This is a genomic window from Thetidibacter halocola, assembly GCF_018224955.1.
Classification (GTDB): Bacteria; Pseudomonadota; Alphaproteobacteria; order Rhodobacterales; family Rhodobacteraceae; genus Thetidibacter; species Thetidibacter halocola.
Map to the genome: position 1 here is coordinate 19589 of NZ_JAGTUU010000002.1, position 18644 is coordinate 38232.

Consider the following 18644-nt stretch of genomic DNA (forward strand, 5'->3'; position numbering starts at 1 on the left):
AATGTTCCGTCATGCGCGGTTCGACATGTCCCGGTGTCAGTAGATCACCACCGACCGGATCGACTCACCCGCGTGCATCAGGTCGAAGGCCTTGTTGATATCCTCGAGCGGCATGGTGTGGGTGATCATCGGGTCGATCTCGATCTTGCCGTTCATGTACCAGTCGACGAATTTCGGCACGTCCGTGCGGCCCTTGGCCCCGCCGAAGGCCGTGCCCTTCCAGACTCGGCCCGTCACAAGCTGGAAGGGCCGGGTGCTGATCTCCGCCCCCGCCGGCGCCACGCCGATGATGACCGACACGCCCCAGCCGCGATGCGAGCATTCCAACGCGTCGCGCATCACCTTGACGTTGCCGGTGGCGTCGAACGAGTAATCCACCCCGCCGATCTGGTCCTTTTCCGTCTTGGTCAGGTTGACGATCTCCTGCACCACCGACCCTTCGATCTTCGACGGGTTGATGAAATGCGTCATGCCGAACTTGCGCGCCATCTCTTCCTTGGCGTCGTTCAGGTCGACACCGATGATCATGTCCGCGCCCGCCATGCGCAGGCCCTGGATCACGTTCAGCCCGATCCCGCCCAGGCCAAAGACAGCCGCCGTGGACCCGATCTCGACCCCGGCCGTATTGATCACCGAGCCGATGCCCGTGGTGACGCCGCAGCCGATATAGCAGATCTTCTCGAAGGGCGCGTCGGGCCGCACCTTGGCCAGCGCGATTTCCGGCAGCACCGTGTGGTTGGCAAAGGTCGAGCAGCCCATGTAGTGATAGATTGGCGTGCCATCCAGCATGCTGAACCGCGTCGTGCCGTCGGGCATCAGGCCCTGCCCTTGGGTGTTGCGGATCGCGGTGCAGAGGTTGGTCTTGCCCGACAGGCATGACGGGCACTGGCGGCATTCCGGCGTGTAAAGCGGGATGACATGATCGCCCGGCTTCAGCGTGGTCACGCCCTCGCCCACTTCGAGCACGACGCCCGCGCCCTCATGCCCGAGGATCGAGGGGAAGAGCCCCTCGGGGTCGGCACCCGACAGGGTGAACTCGTCGGTGTGGCAGATGCCCGTCGCCTTGATCTCGACCAGGACCTCGCCCGCCTTGGGGCCATCCAGGTTCACTTCCATGATTTCCAGAGGCTTTCCCGCCTCCAGCGCCACCGCAGCCCGTGTCCGCATGTCCGTCTCTCCCGTGCGAAATATTTCACCGGACCTTGCGTCATTCGGTCATGCATCGCAAGGCGGCAAGGACAGGTGGGGGCTCTGCCCCGGTCGGCTGCCCGTGAGGGCACCGCCCGTTCACGGCTCGGTCCTGCCACTGGCAAGCCCGTCGCTTCGCGGACCGGCGCTCACCACACCGGGAAATTTTCGGCCAGAAGAAGCAGAGGGCGGACTCGACTCCGGCCTTGGTCAGGACTAGAACAAAGGTGGAACAAACGCTGCCGCCGACTCCATGCCCAACCGCCGTATCCTCTCGCTCTGGTTTCCGCGCCTTGGCGCCGAACGGCTGATCCGAGCCGAGCCCTGGCTTGCCGAACGGCCCTTTGCCACCGTGGCCGTTCACGGCGGCGCGCAGGTTCTGGCCTCGCTCTCGGCAGAGGCGTCGCGAGCCGGGCTGCACCGGGGCCAGCCGCTGCGCGATGCGCATGCGATGTGCGCCGACCTGGTGACGCGTCCCGCCATCCCGCATCGCGAGGCCGCGTTCCTCGGCGCGCTGCACCGCTGGGCGGGCAAGTACTCTCCCTGGGTCGCGTCGGAGCCGCCCGATGCGCTGGTGATCGACCTGACCGGCTGCGCGCATCTCTTTGGCGGCGAGGAACCGTTGGCCGACCAGGTCGCGCAGGATTGCGCCGACCTGGGGCTGAGCGTGCGCGTGGGCCTGGCCGACACGCTGGGCGCGGCCTGGGCGCTGGCGCGTTTCGCCGGGGCCGAGATGCAGAGCCACCGCAGCGGCGACGCGATCGAGCAGGAGGCGCACGCGACCCGCGCCAAGGCGGGCAAACGCAGACATTGGGAAAGGGGCGGCACCACTCCGCCACGGGCGGCGTCCGTCTCGGACAGCGGGCGTATCGCCGCGCCGGGGCAGAGCTGGAGCGCGCTGTCCCCGCTGCCTGTCGCCAGCCTTCGGATCGATACCGACACGCAGGAACAGCTAAAACGCCTGGGCCTGCGGCGGGTGGGCGATCTGCTGGGCCAGCCGCGCGCGGGACTGGCGCGGCGGTTCGGGCGCGGGCTGGTCGACCGGCTGGACCAGGCGACCGGCAGCGCGCCCGAACCCGTCTCTCCGGCCAGACCGCCGGATCGCTTTGCCGTGCGCCTGTCCTTTCCCGACCCGATCGGCCTGGCCGAGGACGTGACCGCCGCGCTGGAACGCATGGTGCAGCGGCTTTGCGCGACGCTGAAGGACAAGGGGCGCGGCGCGCGGACCCTGCGGCTCGAGGCGCATCGCTGCGACCACGAGATGCGCTGGCTGAGTGTTACCGCCGCCACCGCCCATGCCGACCCGCACCGCCTGCTGCCGCTGCTGACGATCAAGCTGGATGTGCTGGAGGCCGGGCCGGGCATCGACATGCTGCGGCTGGAGGCGATTGCGCACGAACCCGTCCACACCCGCGCGATGGCAGGCCATGCCGAGGCCGCCGCGCGGGGCATGGCCCGTCAGCAGGGCAGCGCCGCGCTCGAGGATCTGATCGGCCGGATCGGCGCGCGGCTGGGCCCCGAGGCGGTCACGCGCCGTCACCCCGCCTCGAGCCACATCCCGGAAAAGACCGCGCAGGTGCTGGCCGCCGCCTGGTCGGAACCGGCGCGCGACTGGCCCGCGCCTCCCGTTCCCCGCCCGCTGCTGCTGTGGCCGCCGGAACCGGTGCATGCCCCCGACGATCCGCGCCCGCCGGAACGGTTCCGCTGGCGCGGGCGGGTCTTTGCCCGGCTGGCCGCGACCGGGCCGGAACGGATCACGCCGGAATGGTGGCTGGACGAGCCCGCCTGGCGGTCCGGCCCGCGCGACTACTGGCGGGTGGAAACCGACCGGGGCGAGCGGCTCTGGCTGTTCTACGCCCATGGAGGAACCATGAGTTCGGGCTGGTTCTGCCAGGGCGCCTTTGCCTGACTATCCCTGCCGGATGATCCGCGCCGGCACACCCGCCACCGTCGCGCCCGCCGGCACGTCGCGCGTGACCACGGCGTTGGCCCCGACCACCGCGTGATCGCCAACCGTCAGCGGCCCGATCAGCTTGGCCCCGGCGCCCACGTCCACATGCCCGCCCAACACCACAGGCCCGGCCAGCGTCACCTGGTGGAAGATCATGCAGTTCGGCCCGATACGCGCATCGGGATGGATGATGATGCCCGTCGGATGGGTCAGCCGCAGCCCGCCACCGATCTGGCAGGTCAGGTGGATTTCCGACTGGCAGATCGTGGACCAGAACAGGTGGTTCAGCGCCCAGTATCTCGACACGAGCCTCGCCACCGGCCCGCCCCGCGCCCGCGCAGCCTGGTATCGGCGCACCGCGCGCAGCAGTTTCTGCCCCGGATCCCAGAAGCGGCGGATCGCCTCGCGCGACCAATCCGGCTCGGTCGCCGAGATGCCCTGTTGCTCCATGCCGCCACCCGCCCGCGAAACGCCCCAATAGCGCCAAGAAATCCGCGCGGTTTGACGGTATGGCAACACTTGACCGCTATCAACCAGCCGCAGCGCTTGACTCGATCGCAGGCCGCTCGCCTGGCTGGCGCAATGCCGCGATCGGGACGCAGGGCACCCCTTGCAACCGGAGAACCCGGAGGAACGACAGGCGAATGACGGCTTTCCCCGCCGCCGACGACAACCGCAGCACGCGCGCGCCGATGCCCTATCGCGGGGATGTCGACGGGCTGCGCGGCCTGGCCGTGCTGGCCGTGGTCCTGCATGCCTTCGGCGCCCCGCTGCCGGGCGGCTATGCCGGCATCGACATGCTGCTGGTCCTGTCCGGTTTCCTGCTGGCCGAAACGCTCTGGCGCGAACGGGACGCGACGGGTCAGATCCGCGCGCGCGCCTTCCTCGCCCGGCGGATCGGGCGGGTCGGCCCGGCTCTTCTCCTCATGCTGGCGGGCGTCGGGGCGCTGGGCTGGGCGCTGCTGCTGCCGGCAGAGTTGCGGGCACTGGGCCTTTGGGCCACGGCTTCTGTTACCATGCTGTCGAACATTCTCCATTGGGCGACGGGGCAACCCTTTGGCGGCGGGGCGCTACCAACGCCCCTTCTGCACACCTGGCTGATCGCGCTGACCGCGCAGATGACCCTGCTGCTGACCCTCGTCATGGCAGCCCTCGCCATGCGCCCGGCCCGGATCGTCGCGGTCCTGGTCGCGCTTTGGGCGCTGTCCCTGGCAGCCTCGGTCCTCGCCACGCCCGTGGCGCAGCAGGCCACGCTGCTGCTGACGCCCTTCCGCGCCTGGGAATTCCTCAGCGGCGCCCTGCTGGCCATCTGGGGTCAACAGCGCGGCGCGGCCTGGCGCGGCCCGGCAGTCCTGTCATGGGTGGGCGCGGGCCTGTTGCTGGGCATCGTGGCGGCCATGCCGATGGGACCGTTCTTTCCCGGCCTGCTGGCGCTTCTGCCGGTGGCGGGGACGTTGTTGCTGATCGCGGCGGGAACGGGCCCGGGCCTGGTCAATCGTGCCCTGTGCCACCCGGCGACACACCTGGCAGGACGGATCGCCTTTGCCCTGTATCTGTGGCACTGGCCTGTCCTGACCTTCGGGCAGGCACTGCGGGGTGGGGCGCTGAACCCGGCCTGGGCCGCCCTGTTCATTACACTGGCGCTGGGCCTTTCCTGGCTGACCTGGCACTGGGTCGAGGGCCCGCTCTTGCGCCGGGGCCCGCTGCATCGCCGCGTCCTGCCCGCCGGCGCGCTTGTCGCCGGGCTTTCGGTGGCGCTGCTGGGCGGGGCGATCGCGGCAGGAGACGGGCTGCCGGGACGGCTGGACGCGGAAACGCGGATGCATGCCGCCGCCCTGGCCGATGGGCCGGATCTGTCCCGATGCATGGTGCCCGGGGGCGGGCCGCTGATGGGACAGACGGTCTGCGCCGTGGGCCCGGAGGGGCAGCCGCGCGTCCTGGTCTGGGGCGACGAACAGGCGCAGGCGCTGCTGCCCGGCCTCGAGGCCGCCGCATCGCAGGCGGGAACGCCGGGGCTGGTCGTCTGGCGCGCGGGCTGTCCGCCACTGTTCGGCCTGCGCAAAACCGAAAGCGGCCGCGACCTCCTGGAGGATACGGCCTGCACTGCGGCCAACACGCAGATCCGGCAGTCGCTGGTGCGGCTGGACAACCTCGACTCCGTGCTGTTGGCGGGGCGATGGTCGTATTACGCCAGCGGGCAGGGAATCGGCCTCGACTCCACGCGCCACATCGCCGTTCATCACGTGGACGAGACGCGCAACACCCTGTCGCAAGCCGCCCTTGTGATCGGCAGCGCGCGCGAGACGGTGGCGCTGCTGCGGCAGAGGGTCGGCATGGTGCAGGTGTTGCGGCAAGTGCCCGAGATCCCGATGCATGACAGCCGCATGGCCGCGCGCGAGGCGGCGCATCTCGGCTGGCCGCTGGCGACAAGGCCAGCCACGCAATCCGACGTGCCGCGCGACGCGCTGGCGCTTCGGGCGGCTCTGGCCGACGCACCCTGGCGCCCGTTGGCAAAAATGGGAACGATCCGCCTGCTCGATCCCTGGCCGCTGCTTTGCGATGCTGCGACCTGTCACGCGACACGGGACGGCACATCCCTCTATCACGACAATGCGCGGCTGACGGCCAGTGGCGCGCGGGCCCTTGCGCCGCTGCTGCTGCCGGTCTTTGCGCTGCCCGAGGGCACCCGACAAGCCCTGACAGGCACCTCGCAGCCATGAGCGCAGAGGCCGGCCAGGCCCTCTGGGATGCCATCGTCATCGGCACCGGGATCGGCGGCGGCACGATCGGCCGCGCGCTGGCCGAGGGCGGACAGACCGTGCTGTTCCTGGAACAGGGCGCGGCGGGCTTTCGCAGCGACCGCGCCGGCCTGTCGGACACGCCGCTGCCAGAGGCGCGGCTGACCCGCGGCCTCTGGCCCGAGCCCCTGCATATCCGGCTGAATGGGCAGGACAGCGCCTTTTTCGCGCCGCTTGGTGCCGGCGTCGGCGGATCGTCGGTGTTCTACGCCGCCACGCTGGAACGGCCCGAGCCGCATGATCTAGACGACCGGCCCGGCCTGCCGCATCCCGCGGGCGGGTGGCCGGTGGGGTTCGACGCGATGGCGCCCTGGTTCGACGTCGCCGCGCGGCTGTATCGCCTGTCGGGCACCGATGATCCGCTGGGCGGCGCTGATCCGTTGCCTTTGGTCCCGCCGCCGGCTGCCACCCCGGTGGAGGCATCGTTGATGGAAAGCCTCGCACAGGCGGGCCTGCATCCCTACCGCGCGCATACCGCGATCGACCGGCAGCCCGGCTGCCTGTCCTGCCTCGGCCACAAATGCCCGATGCGCTGCAAGATGGACGGGCGTTCAGCCGGGGTTGAACCGGCGCTGGCCACCGGTCGCGCCACGCTGATCGACCGTGCCGAGGTTCTGCGCCTGCACGCCGACGGTCGCCGCGTCACCGGCGTCGAGGCGCGGGTGCACGGGCAGGTCCGCACCTTTCGCGCGCGCCGGGTGGTCCTGTCAGGGGGCGCGCTGGGCTCACCCCGGCTGCTGCTGGCCTCGGCATCCGGCGACTGGCCGGACGGGCTGGCAAACCGCTCGGGCCTTGTCGGACGGAACCTGATGTTTCACGTCAACCAGATGGTGGCGCTCTGGCCCCGCCGCGGCACGGCAGACGGCACGACCAAGGGCATCGCCTTTCGCGACCTATACCACGACGGCGGGACGCGCTTTGGCACGGTTCAGGCGATGGGCATTCCCGCCGGCTATGGCGAGATCGTGCATTACCTGTCGCTGATGCTGGCGCGGTCGCGCGTGGCAGGCGTGCCGCTTCTGATCCGCGCCGCCGCCGCGCTGTCCGCCGGGCTGTTGGGCAGGGCGCAGGTCTTTGTCGGGCTGATGGAGGACCTGCCCTATCCCGACAACCGCGTGACCTTCGACCCCGCGCATCCCGGCCGCCTGTCCGTCGAATACCGGTTTCACCCCGAGCTGATCGCCCGGCACCGCGCCTTTCGGCGCGCGATCCACCGTGCGCTGCGGGGACACCGGCGGATCATGCTGGGCCTCGGGCCCGAGCTGAACTGGGGCCATCCCTGCGGCACGCTGCGCTTTGGCGCCGACCCGGCGCGGTCAGTGCTGAACCCGGACTGCCGGGCACATGACCTTGAAAACCTGTGGGTGGTCGACGCATCCTTCATGCCAAGCTCGATGGGCGTGAATCCCAGCCTGACCATCGCCGCCAACGCCCTGCGCGTCGCCGACGTGATCCTGAAGGAGCCGATGCCGTGACCGACCTGCGCCCCGAGGACGGCACCGCCATCGTGACCGGCGCGGGCAGCGGGCTTGGCCAGGCGATGGCCGTAGCGCTGACACGGCGCGGTTTCAACGTGGCGGGTACGGGGCGGCGGGCCGATGCGCTGGCAGACACTGCAGCGCTGTGCCCGCCCGACCGGTTCACACCTCTGCCGCTGGACGTGGGCGATGCCGAGGCGGTGGCACAGGCCTTTGCCGGAATCCGGCCCATCGCGCTGCTGGTCAACAACGCGGCGGTCTATCCGCAGGCGGATTTCGCCGCGATGGACCCGCAGGATTTCATGGCCGTGGTCAACACGAACCTTGGCGGCGTGGTCAATTGCTGCCACGCCGCGCTTCAGGACATGTGCGCGCGGGGCCAGGGCCGCATCCTGAACGTTGCCACCTTCGCCGACCTGCACCCGCTGCCTGCCGCCTCGGCCTATTCGGTGTCCAAGGGCGCGGCGCGCATCCTGACGCGGGCGCTGATCGCCGACCTGGGCGACCGCTTTCCCGAGATCGTCATCGGCGACTGGATGCCGGGCAGCCTTGCGACCGGCATGGGCATTCCCGACGGCTTGCCGCCCGAAGTGGCGGCGGAATGGGGTATCGCGCTGGCACTGCGCCGCGATCCAACGCTGACAGGTGCCGTCTTCGAGATGGATCGCGAAATCCTGCCGCCGCGCGGGCTGAAGCGCCGGGTCAAGGATGCTCTGCTGTTCCGGCGGCAGCGACCCCGGAGGCTGTAGCGATCAGATCCCGCGCGGGCGCAGCCGCAGAACCATGGCGCGCAGCATCTGCCCAGGGAGGATCGCGACGCATTTCAGATAGCGCGGACCCAGCCGCCGCGGGCTGGTCAGCGCGCGCCACAACCATTCCAGGGAAAACCGTTGCGCCCATAGCGGTGCACGCTTTTGCGTCCCCGCAAAGAAATCCAGCCCCGCGCCGATCCCGGCATAGCCGATCGTCGGGGTCAGGCGCCGACCGAGGGCGGCAAACCGCTCTTGCCTGGGGGCGCCCAGCGCAACGAAACACAGCCGCGCTCCGCTGGCCGCGATCTCGTGCAAGAGCGCCTCGGCCGCGGGGCTCGAGGGATCGAATCCCATGGGAGGTGAGATGGTGCAAACGACGCGCAGGTCGCGAACCTCGCTCTCGAGCAGCGATTTCGCGCCGGCCAAAGTCATGGGCGTCGATCCCACCAGCGCCACAGCCACACCCTGCCGGGCCGCGATGCGGCACAGCGGCAGAATCGCGTCAGAGCCGGGTATCAGCGAAACCGGCCGCCCCGCCAGGCGCGCCATCCAAACGATCGGGTTTCCATCGGCCACGACGAAATCCTGTGCCGAGTAGGCCTTGCGGAAGGCATCGTTGGAGCGCAGCTTGACCAGGTGGTCGAGATTGATCGTGGCAAGGGCGAAACCATCGTTCACGGCCAAGCGCTCTGCCACCCGCGCCTCAAGCACGGCCCAGTTCGGCACGTTGACCTGCAAGGTCTGCCCGGCAATCCTGAATTCCATGGCTTGCGAAGTCTCCCCGGCCTTCTGCGCGACGCTATGCTGGGAATGGTGCTTTTATTCGGCAGAATGCAGGCGAAAATAGGGCGGAAAGGTCAGGGATGTAAGAGGATTGATCCACCTGACGTTACGTGCCGAATTCTTGCCATGTTTGAACCGTATGCGTGAACCGCGAATAAGGTGGGCCACAGCCGTGAAGTCTGTTCCAGAGCGCGACCGGATTCCGGCGCGTCGATCCGATGGATTGGCGCGGTGACTGGGCGAGTCTGTCTGCTGGGCTGCGGCTTTGTCGCCGACCTCTACATGCGGTCGCTCAAGGTCATGCCGGGAATCGTCGTGGCGGGCGTGTTCGATACCGATGCCGCCCGCCTTGCCGCCTTTTGCACGCATTGGAACGTTCCGGCCAAGCCCTCGCTAGAGGCGTTGCTGGAAGAGGATGCGCTGGTCCTGAACCTGACCAATCCACATGCGCATTACGACACCACGCGCGCCTGCCTGATGGCGGGCCGGTCGGTCTATTCAGAAAAACCGCTGGCGATGACGATGGAGCACGCGCGCGCCCTGAATGCGCTGGCCCGCGAAAAGGGGCTGGAACTGACCTCGGCGCCCTGTTCGGTGCTGGGCGAGGCGGCGCAGACCCTGGGTCATGCGCTGCGCCATGGGATCGCGGGGCAACCCCGCACCATCTATGCCGAGCTTGACGACGGGTTCATCCCGCAGGCCGCCTATCGCAAGTGGCTGTCCGACAGCGGCGCGCCCTGGCCCTTCGAGGATGAATTCCGCGTCGGCTGCACGCTGGAACATGCGGGCTATTACCTGTCCTGGCTGATCTCGTGGTTCGGATCGGTGCGCACCGTGGTCGCCGCCTCGGCCGGAACCGTGCCCGACAAGGAGGGGCGCGGGCCCTTTGCCGCCGACCTGTCCGTGGCGACCCTGTTCTTCGACAAGGGGCCGGTGACGCGGCTGACCTGCTCCATCGTCGCGCCGCACGATCACAGCATCCGCATCGTCGGCGATACGGGCGTGCTGTCCTGCGACGCGGCCTGGGACAACGCCGCCAGGGTGCGGTTCGCCCGGCGGATGGTGCTGCGCCGACGGTTGATCGAGCACCCCCTGCCCCGCCGTATCCGCTTGCCCGGCCCGACACACCCAAAGGTTGGACGCTGGGGGGCCGCTGCGATGAACTTCATGCTGGGCCCGGCCGAGGTGCTGGAAGCGATCCGCGACGGGCGCCCCAGCCGCCTGGGCGGCGACTATGCCCTGCACCTGACAGAGGTGTCTCTCGCGATCCAGAATGCCGGCGAGTCCACCGGCGCGCAGGCGATGACCACGACCTGCCCCCCGATGGAGCCGATGCCATGGGCGCGCTGACCGTGGCCGTCACCGGGGCCTCTGGCTTTGTCGGCCGGGCCTGCGTGGCCGAGGCGCGTGCGCGCGGGGTGCGCGTGACTGCAATACTGCGCGGCGAGGCTCCCGAGGGTTGGGCGGACGACGACGGCATCCGCGTGATCCGCGCCGATCTGGCCCGACCCGAGGCGGTCGAAACCCTGCGCGCGGCGCTGGATAGGGCGACCGCCGTGATCCATGCCGCCGCGCACCTGGGCGGCGATGCGGCGGCGGTTCAGGCGGACACGCTGCGCGCCACCGACCATTTGCTGGCCGCGATGCAGGGTGGCGCAGCGCGGCTTGTCCTGATCTCGTCCATCGCCGTGCATGACACGATGCGGCTGAAGCCCGGCGCCCTGCTGGACGAAAGCGCCCCTCTGGAGGACCCCGCAAACGCCCGCGACGCCTACTGCCGGGGCAAGTTGTTGCAAGAAGATGCAGTGCGCGCCTCGGGCCTGCCGGCCTGGCTGTTGCGACCCGGCGCGCTTTATGGGCCGGGACGGACCTGGCATGCGCTGTCGGGGTTCGGGTCCGCACTGTTCTTCATCACCATCGGCTCGGCCGGGGAACTGCCGCTGATGCATGTCACCCACGCCGCCCGAGCCGCCGTCACCGCCGCGCTGACCGATCCGGGGGGCGTGCGCGAACTGATCCTGCTCGACGACGACCGTCCGACCCGAGGCCGCTTTGTCGCCGCGCATCGCCGGGCGACGGGCTTGCCGCGCCTGTCCGTGACGATTTCCTATGGCCTCTGGCGCGCGATGATCCAGCCCTTGCGGCCTGTCTCGAGGCACCTGCCGGGCCTGTTCCGCGAACCGATCCTGCGGGCCCGCATGATGCCGCTGCGTTATTCCAACGCCGCGCTGCACGACGCGCTGGGCCATTCCGACGACGCCCCGTTCGAGGCGATGCTGGCCCGCAGCATCGGGGGCGCACCATGACCCTGCACCGCGTCGCCTACCTGACCGGCGAATATCCCCGCGCCTCTGACACCTTCATCCAGCGCGAGGTCGCCGCGCTGCGTGCACTGGGGCACGAGGTGCTGACCTGCACCGTCCGAACCACCGGGGCCGAGCACCTGGTCGGCCCTGAACAGCGCGCGGAACACGCCCGCACCTTCCGTCTGCTGGATGCCTGCAAAAGCCCGATGCGGCTGATCCGGGCGCATCTGCGCTGGATGGCAAACCCGGCGCGATACGCACGCGCGCTCGCGCTGGCGTGGCAGACCGCACCCAAGGGACTGCGCGGCAGGTTTTACAACCTGATCTATTTCGCTGAGGCCGCGGTGCTGGCGGATCACCTGGCAAACGAAGGCATCGAGCACCTGCACAACCACATCGCCACGTCGTCCTGCACCGTCGCGATGCTGGCCTCGGAACTGTCGGGCATCGCCTACAGCTTCACCATCCACGGGCCCGGGATCTTTTTCGAGCCAATGCATTGGCGGATCGACGAAAAGGCGGCGCGCGCCCGTTTCGTCGCCTGCATCAGCGATTTCTGCCGCTCGCAGCTGATGTGCTTTGCCGATCCGGCGCATTGGGGCCGGTTCCATGTCATCCATTGCGGGGTCGACCCGGTGCGCTATGCCGCCGCCCCGCATGACGGCTGTCACGTCCTGTTCGTCGGGCGTCTGGCCGGGGTCAAGGGTGTGCCCGTGCTGCTGGACGCGCTGGGCCGCATCGCGCCAGACCATCCCGGCCTGCGCGTCACCCTGATCGGTGACGGGCCGGATCGCGCCGCGCTGGAACGACAGGCGCAGGGTTTGCCCGTGACCTTCACCGGCTATCGCTCGCAGGAGGAGGTGGCGCAGGCGCTGGCCAGCGCGGACCTCTTTGTTCTGCCCAGCTTTGCCGAGGGTCTGCCGGTAGTCCTGATGGAGGCGCTGGCGGCGGGTGTGCCAGTGGTGACGACACAGATCGCCGGAGTGCCGGAACTTGTCACGCCGGGCGAAACCGGCTGGCTGGTGCCGCCCGGCGATGCGGCTGCACTGGCGGATGCGATGGCCCGGGCGCTGGCCGACCCAGAGCGCCGCCGCGTCATGGGCAAGCAGGGACGGGTCGTCGTGGATGCCGAGTTCAACGCCGCGACCGAGGCCGCGCGCCTGTCGCGCCTGATCACCGGCTATGCCACCGGCATTCCGCCAAGGGACAAGCGCCCATGACCCCGGTCGACGTGGTCCTGATCGGGCGCAACGAGGGCGCGCGGCTGGTCGCCTGCCTCGGGTCCGTCACCGGGCAGGTGCGACAGGTCGTCTATGTCGACAGCGGGTCGACAGACTCCAGCGTGACCGAGGCCGAGGCACGCGGTGCCCGCGTTGTCCGGCTGGACCTGTCCACGCCTTTTTCCGCGGCGCGCGCCCGCAACGCCGGGTTCGACGCGCTGGACGATCCCGGCATCGTGATGTTCATCGACGGTGACTGCACCCTGGTTCCCGGCTTTCTCGACGCCGCCTGCGCCCACCTCGAGGCGCATCCGGGCCTCGCGCTGGTGACGGGCTGGCGGTCCGAGATCCACCGGGACGCCTCCGTCTACAACCAGCTTTGCGACTGGGAATGGCACCGGCCCGCCGGCATCATCGACGCTTGCGGAGGCGACATGATGGTACGCGCTCCCGCCTGGCAGGCGGTCGGCGGCATGAACCCGCAGGTGATCGCCGCCGAGGACGACGAGTTCTGCACCCGTCTGCGCAAGGCCGGCTGGCGGCTGGAACGCCTGCCGCTGGACATGACGCGCCACGACGCAGCCATGCTGCGCTTTGGCCAGTGGTGGGCGCGGGCGGTGCGCACCGGGCACGGCTTCGCGCAGGTGGGGTACCTGCACCCGGACTACTTCACCACCGAACGCAAGCGGATGCAGGTCTATGGGCTGATCCTGCCGGTGCTGTTCCTCATCGGGCTAGCCGTTTTCCCGCCGCTTTCGCTGTTGGCGCCGGCTGCCTACGGACTGAATTACCTGCGCACCGCGCGCGGCCTGGTCCGCGACGGCGTGCCGACCGCGCAGGCCTGGCGGCACGCCGCGCTGCTGACCCTGTCCAAGATCCCCAACACGATCGGTGCCGTGCGCTTTCACGCCCGCAGGCTGCTGGCGCGGCCGATGAACATCATCGAATACAAGCGAGGCTGACATGACCGATATCCGCGTTGGCCTGATCGGGGCCGGATACATCGCCAGCTGGCATGCCGAAGCGCTGGCCGCCACCCGCGGCGTTCGCCTGAGCGCGATCTGCGACGTCAGCGAATCGGCTGCCCAAGGCCTGGCGCAGGCCTGGGGCGCACAGGCTTTCACCTCTGTGGATGCGATGGCCGAGGCGCAGGCCGTGGACGCGGTGCATATCCTCACCCCACCGCATTTGCATGAGGAAATCGCGCTGAAATGCCTCACCCTCGGGTTGCATGTGCTTGTGGAAAAACCTGTGGCCGAATCCGCCGCAGCCACCATGAGGATCCGTGACGCAGCGGCAAGTGCGGGGCGGCGATTCCATGCCGGGCACAACTTCCTTGGCCTGCCGGCCTATGGGCGGATGAAGGCGGCGATGCAGGCCGGGGCCTATGGCCGCGTCTCGTCGGCAGAGATCACATGGGCGCTGCCCCTCGCGCCGCTGCGTTCGGGTCCGTTCAACCTGTGGCTGCTACGGACGCCGCAGAACCTGCTACTGGAACTGGGCCCGCACCCGATGGCCTTTGCCCATGACCTTTTCGGGCCGGTGACGATCACCCATGCCGAGGCGCTGAAGCCCGTGATGCTGCCAGGCGACGACCCACGTCCGCAGGGGTTCCGGATCCTGGGCAGGGCAGGCGATGTCGATGTCACCTTTACCCTGTCCATGGTCGAGGTGATCGACGACAGATCCGTGGTGCTGCGCGGCTCGTCGGCGCGGGCGCGGCTGGATTTCGCCAATGATGTGCTGGTGGTCGAGCGCGACAACGCCTCGGACCTGGTCGTGAACCCACTCCGCCGCCAGCTTGACCTGTCGCGCCAGCACCTGGCCGAGGGCCTGCGCAATGCCTGGGTGCAGGCGGTCTCGCTGAACACGAAGAACCCTTATGGCCGCAGCTTTCGCGGGATGAACGCGGCGGTCTACGGCGCGCTGGCCAAGGGCACACCGCCCGATCCCCGCTTTTCCGCCGACAGCGCGGTGGCGGTGATGCAGGCGCTGGACGACGCCATCGCGGCGTTGCCGCCCGAGGCCCGCGCGGTCAAGGCGCCCGCCGTGCCGACACGCACGCCGAAACCCTCGGCGCTGGTCATCGGGGGCACCGGGTTCATCGGACGCACGCTGACCCGGCGGCTGGTGGCCGAGGGGAGCGATGTGCGCGTCCTGTCGCGCGGGCGGCATGGCCCCTTTCCGGACCTGCCCGACCGGGTCGAGACGGTCTGCGTCTCGCTGCATGACCAGGACGCGCTGGCGCAGGCGATGCAGGGGGTGGACGTGGTCTTCAACCTGGCCAAGTCGCTGGACAAGACGTGGGAGGACGCGCTGCGCAACGATGTTGGCGTCGCCGTGACAGTGGCCGAGGCCGCGATGCAGGCGGGCGTCCGGCGGCTGGTCTATACCGGCACCATTGCCAGCTACGACATGTCCGATCCCCGGGTCACGATCACCGAGGACACCAGCTTTGCCGCCGACATGCGCGACCGCAACCTCTATGCCCGCTCCAAGGCGGAATGCGAAAGACGCCTGATGGCCCTGCATGACGAGCGCGGCCTGCCCCTGGTGATCGCCCGGCCCGGCATCGTGGTGGGCCATGGCGGGCCGTTGCAGCATTGGGGCATCGGGCGCTGGCACGGCGCCGGCGCGGTGCGCATCTGGGGGCACGGGCGTAACATCCTCCCCTTCGTCCTGATCGACGACGTGGCCGACGGTCTGGTGCGGATGATCGACCCGGACGTGGTGGGCCAGAGCTTCAACCTTGTCGGAGAGCCGATGCTGTCGGCGCGCGGCTATTTCGACGCGATCCACCAGACACTGGGCGCGCGCATCCGCGTGTCGCCCGGCAACCTGCATGCCTTCTACGCCTCGGACGCGGTGAAATACGCGCTCAAGAAATACGCCCTCAGGCGCAAAGGGGTGGTTCGCCCCTCGCTGGCCGACTGGAAGAGCCGGGCGCATCTTTCGCCCTTCGCGATCGACAAGCCCAGGCGCGCACTTGGCTGGCGGCCCGAGACGGATCCCGAGTGTTTCATTGAAAAGGCGATCCGCGACGCCAACCTGTTGGGTTTATAGGCCGGGGAACCGGATCGTGAACAATCCACGCAAATCCACCTTATTCTGGACAGAATCAGCGGGTCTAACTGGTGAGAGGCAGAGCGCGCGGTCTACATGACCCGCGAACCGGAGTGTTACGGGCATATGAACGGGGTGAAGACCGACAGCGATCGCAGGCACCGACGCGCGTTTGGCGCGCGGTCCTGCCCTGTTGCGCCTCGGGGTGGCGGGGCATGAACATGGTCGACCGCCGCAGATTCCACCGCCGCTATGGCAAGACCGACCAACCGGACGTATCGCCGGACGAAGGCCAGGCCGAGCAGGCCGCACAAGAGGCGGCAGCCCGGGCCGAAGAGGCGCGCCGCCGCGCCGAACAGCAGGCCAGCGACAAGGCCGAGGCCCTGCGCCGAGAAGCGGAGGATGACGCCCTCCGCCGCGCCGAGGAGCGCGCCCGCCGCCGTGCCGAGGTCGAAGCCGCCCGCGAGGCTGAAAAAGCCCGTGAAACCGCCGAAGAACAGGCCCGCGAGAGGGCCCATGCCGCCGCAGCACGAAAGGCCGAGGCGGCCCGCTTGGCGGCAGAACAGCAGGCCCGACAACGCGCCGAGGAACAGGCTCGCCAGCAGGCAGAGGCAGACCGAAAGACCGAGGACGCTCGACAGGCCACAGAAAGGCAGGCTCGACAGCGCGCGGCGGAACAGGCTCGCCAGCAGGCAGAGGCCGACGCGACCCGACAAGCCGCAGAACAGCAGGCCCGACAGCGCGCCGAGCGCCAGGCTCGCCAGAGGGCAGAGGCCGACGCGGCCCGACAGGCCGCAGAAAAGCAGGCTCGCCAGAGGGCAGAGGAACAGGCCCGCCAGAGGGCAGAGGCAAAGGCCGAGGCAGCCCGAAAGGCCGATCAGGCCAGGGCGATGCGCGCCAATCCGCTTCGCCTCGAGACGCGGGTGGATCAGCCGCAGGCGAAACGCATCCCCGATCCCGTCGATCCGTGGTCGCTGCTGCGGGAGTTCCCGGTGAACGACGCGCATCTGACACGCAACCGGATCGTCACCGCCTCACGTGAGGATCCGGCGCACACGGCGTTCGACGTCCTGCGCACGCGGCTTTTGCAGGCCCTCCAGGAACACGGCTGGCGGCGCGTGGCCATAACCTCGCCGACCAAGGATTGCGGCAAGACCTTTACAGCCGCGAACCTGGCGATCAGCCTGTCACGGCAGGAAAACTGCCGGACCCTTCTGCTGGATTGCGATATGCGGCGCCCGGCGCTGCACAGGGTGATGGGCGTTTCCCCGACCGCTGCGATCGGCGACATGCTGCGCGGCGAAATAGCGCCGCAGGACCACCTGATGCGGCTGGGGCCGAACGATTTCCATGCCGGGCACAACATCGCCTTCAGCTTCAACGGTTTGATCGAACCCTACGCGGCGGAACTGTTGCAGGATCCCCGAACGGGCGCGGCACTGTCCCGCATCGAGACGCTTTTCCAGCCCGACGTGATGCTGTTCGACCTGCCTCCGGCGCTGTACTACGACGATGTCATCGCATTCCGGCCGCTGTTCGACGGCGTGCTTCTGGTGATCGGCGGCGGGATCACAACGCCGAAGGAAATCAAGGAAGTCGAGCGTCGGCTGGGCGCATCGACACCGCTGCTCGGCATGGTGCTGAACCGGGCCGAACACACCGAGATCAATCGCTATCGCTACTGAGGGGGCGCAAGCCCGCGTCAGGATCCGGCAGACAGGCGCGGCAGGAACCGGCCCAGCGTCTCGGCCATCGGCAGACGGCTGCCCAGCCCGGCCAGCAGCGCCGCGGCACTGGCCAGAAGACCGACGATCCAGCCGAAGATGGCCAGCCCGCGCCGGGTCCGGTCGCGGCGGGTCTCGATCACCGGGATCGCGACGACCGGTTGCACGCCCAGCGCCCGGTCCAGCTGCGCGGCGCTGCGGATGGCGGGGTTCAGCAACTCGGCCAGGAAGGCGGCGGCAAGACCGGCAACGAGGCTTGCGACAGCGCCCATGGCGGCCAGCTTCTTGCGGCTGCGCGACACCGGCGACTCGGGCACCAGGGCGGTTTCCAGAACCTCGAACCGGTCGGTCTGCTGCCGGTCTTCCAGAACCTGGCCCATCTCGGCCTCGGCCTTGCGCCGGGTCACGACCGAGTATTGCTCCTGCAAGCGGGTCAGTTCCCGCTCCAGACGGCTGAGATCGCGTTCAGCCTCGGGGGCGGCCTCGATCTGCGCGAGGATCGCGTCCATCCGCACGGCCAGCAGCCGCTTCTGTTCCTGGAACAGCGCCGTCTGGCGTTGCTGCACATCGTCGCGCAGGCGGGAACTGTCGGTTTCCAGCGTCAGGATCTGCCGGTCGAGGTCGAGGTCGGCCTCGCGCAGGCTGGCCAGTTGCCCGCGCAGATCGTCGAGGCCCGCCGGCAGGCTGTCGGCATTGTCGCGCTTGAACGTGGCGATCTGACCTTCGAGGATCTCGATCTCGGATGAAACGCGGGCCTCTTCGGCGATGAAGAAATCCAGCGTGTCGCGGGCGCGGCCAAGGCTGCGGTCGCGCGACTGGTCGATGACCGTGTACATCAGTTCGTTGGCCAGGGTCGCGGCCTTGTCAGGGTCGGACAGGCGCACCGTGATCAGCAGCCCGGACGGCGTGTTCGCCCCGGCCCCATAGGGGTTTGCACGGTTCACGATCTGCTGGATATCGGCCGCCTCGCGCATCCGGAAGATGCGCTCGTTCATGGTCATCGCGGGATCGTCGGAAAACAGGTCATGCTTGTCCATGATCCGAACCAGATTGTCTCGCGCCATCAGGCGCTGTTCGATCAGGCGGACCCGGCGGGTGGCGTCCTCGGCCGGGTTGGCGGCCCCCATCAGCTGGTCGGGAACGCGGGCGTCCTCGATCTGGACCACCGCCGTCGCTTCGTATACGCGGGCCTGGTTCAGGGCAAAATTCAGCGACAGGATGCAGCCGGCGAAGGTCACGACGCAGATCAGCAGCGCGCGCCGCTGCAGCGCCGATACGGCCTCGGAAAAGGACTGCAACTGGTTCATCTCTGTCGCTCCCGCAAAGTGGCCCCCAATGCGTTCGGCAGGAGAAAGGTCGGTGTCCGACTTTTGCCCCCTTG

14 protein-coding genes are annotated in these 18644 nt (G+C 69.1%); 10 read left to right on the top strand and 4 right to left on the bottom strand.

Annotated elements, in window-relative coordinates; all coding sequences use genetic code 11:
- Positions 1-36: 36 nt before the first annotated feature.
- Positions 37-1167 (bottom strand): S-(hydroxymethyl)glutathione dehydrogenase/class III alcohol dehydrogenase, encoded by a 1131-nt coding sequence (locus KB874_RS04460; RefSeq protein ID WP_212535357.1) that lies wholly within the window; start codon positions 1165-1167, stop codon positions 37-39.
- Between the two features lie 274 nt (positions 1168-1441).
- Here KB874_RS04460 and KB874_RS04465 point away from each other — a divergent pair, with 274 nt between their 5' ends.
- A complete protein-coding gene (locus tag KB874_RS04465) occupies positions 1442-3097 on the top strand; it encodes a Y-family DNA polymerase (RefSeq protein ID WP_212535358.1) in 1656 nt (551 codons plus the stop codon).
- On the opposite strand, the gene KB874_RS04470 is transcribed toward KB874_RS04465, so the two are convergent.
- Positions 3098-3589 carry a serine O-acetyltransferase gene (locus KB874_RS04470; RefSeq protein WP_212535359.1) on the bottom strand — a complete coding sequence of 164 codons (492 nt, stop codon included), beginning with the start codon at positions 3587-3589 and terminating at the stop codon, positions 3098-3100.
- 194 nt (positions 3590-3783) lie between these two features.
- On the opposite strand from KB874_RS04470, the gene KB874_RS04475 reads away from it, so the two are divergent.
- The 3 genes from KB874_RS04475 to KB874_RS04485 are packed head-to-tail and all read left to right on the top strand — an operon-like array spanning position 3784 to position 8164.
- Positions 3784-5859, top strand: a complete 2076-nt coding sequence (locus KB874_RS04475; RefSeq protein WP_212535360.1) for an acyltransferase family protein — start codon at positions 3784-3786, stop codon at positions 5857-5859.
- Positions 5856-7412 carry a GMC oxidoreductase gene (locus KB874_RS04480; RefSeq protein WP_212535361.1) on the top strand — a complete coding sequence of 519 codons (1557 nt, stop codon included), beginning with the start codon at positions 5856-5858 and terminating at the stop codon, positions 7410-7412. The genes KB874_RS04475 and KB874_RS04480 overlap by 4 nt, the downstream gene beginning before the upstream one ends.
- On the top strand, positions 7409-8164 hold the full coding sequence (locus KB874_RS04485; RefSeq protein ID WP_212535362.1) for an SDR family oxidoreductase: 756 nt from the start codon (positions 7409-7411) through the stop codon (positions 8162-8164). The genes KB874_RS04480 and KB874_RS04485 overlap by 4 nt, the downstream gene beginning before the upstream one ends.
- Before the next feature lie 3 nt (positions 8165-8167).
- Here the strand turns inward: KB874_RS04485 and KB874_RS04490 are convergent, their stop codons facing one another.
- Positions 8168-8932, bottom strand: a complete 765-nt coding sequence (locus tag KB874_RS04490) for a WecB/TagA/CpsF family glycosyltransferase (RefSeq protein WP_212535363.1) — start codon at positions 8930-8932, stop codon at positions 8168-8170.
- 249 nt (positions 8933-9181) lie between these two features.
- Between KB874_RS04490 and KB874_RS04495 the strand changes: the two genes are divergently transcribed.
- The 6 genes from KB874_RS04495 (at position 9182) to KB874_RS04520 (ending at position 17224) form a co-directional block, all read left to right on the top strand.
- Positions 9182-10300: a Gfo/Idh/MocA family protein gene (locus KB874_RS04495; RefSeq protein WP_212535364.1), complete on the top strand. Its 1119-nt coding sequence runs from the start codon at positions 9182-9184 to the stop codon at positions 10298-10300.
- Positions 10288-11256: an NAD-dependent epimerase/dehydratase family protein gene (locus tag KB874_RS04500; protein ID WP_212535365.1), complete on the top strand. Its 969-nt coding sequence runs from the start codon at positions 10288-10290 to the stop codon at positions 11254-11256. The genes KB874_RS04495 and KB874_RS04500 overlap by 13 nt, the downstream gene beginning before the upstream one ends.
- The gene (locus KB874_RS04505; RefSeq protein WP_212535366.1) at positions 11253-12476 is read left to right on the top strand and encodes a glycosyltransferase family 4 protein; all 1224 of its coding nucleotides are present in this window, start codon (positions 11253-11255) and stop codon (positions 12474-12476) included. The genes KB874_RS04500 and KB874_RS04505 overlap by 4 nt, the downstream gene beginning before the upstream one ends.
- A complete protein-coding gene (locus KB874_RS04510; RefSeq protein ID WP_212535367.1) occupies positions 12473-13438 on the top strand; it encodes a glycosyltransferase family 2 protein in 966 nt (321 codons plus the stop codon). Before KB874_RS04505 ends, KB874_RS04510 begins: the two co-directional genes overlap by 4 nt.
- 1 nt (position 13439) lies before the next feature.
- Positions 13440-15539 (top strand): NAD-dependent epimerase/dehydratase family protein, encoded by a 2100-nt coding sequence (locus tag KB874_RS04515; RefSeq protein WP_212535368.1) that lies wholly within the window; start codon positions 13440-13442, stop codon positions 15537-15539.
- Positions 15540-15754: 215 nt separating this feature from the next.
- Positions 15755-17224: a CpsD/CapB family tyrosine-protein kinase gene (locus KB874_RS04520; RefSeq protein WP_249200273.1), complete on the top strand. Its 1470-nt coding sequence runs from the start codon at positions 15755-15757 to the stop codon at positions 17222-17224.
- 17 nt (positions 17225-17241) lie between these two features.
- Here the strand turns inward: KB874_RS04520 and KB874_RS04525 are convergent, their stop codons facing one another.
- Complete coding sequence (locus KB874_RS04525) at positions 17242-18570, bottom strand: GumC domain-containing protein (protein WP_212535369.1); 1329 nt, start codon at positions 18568-18570, stop codon at positions 17242-17244.
- Positions 18571-18644 lie beyond the last annotated feature (74 nt).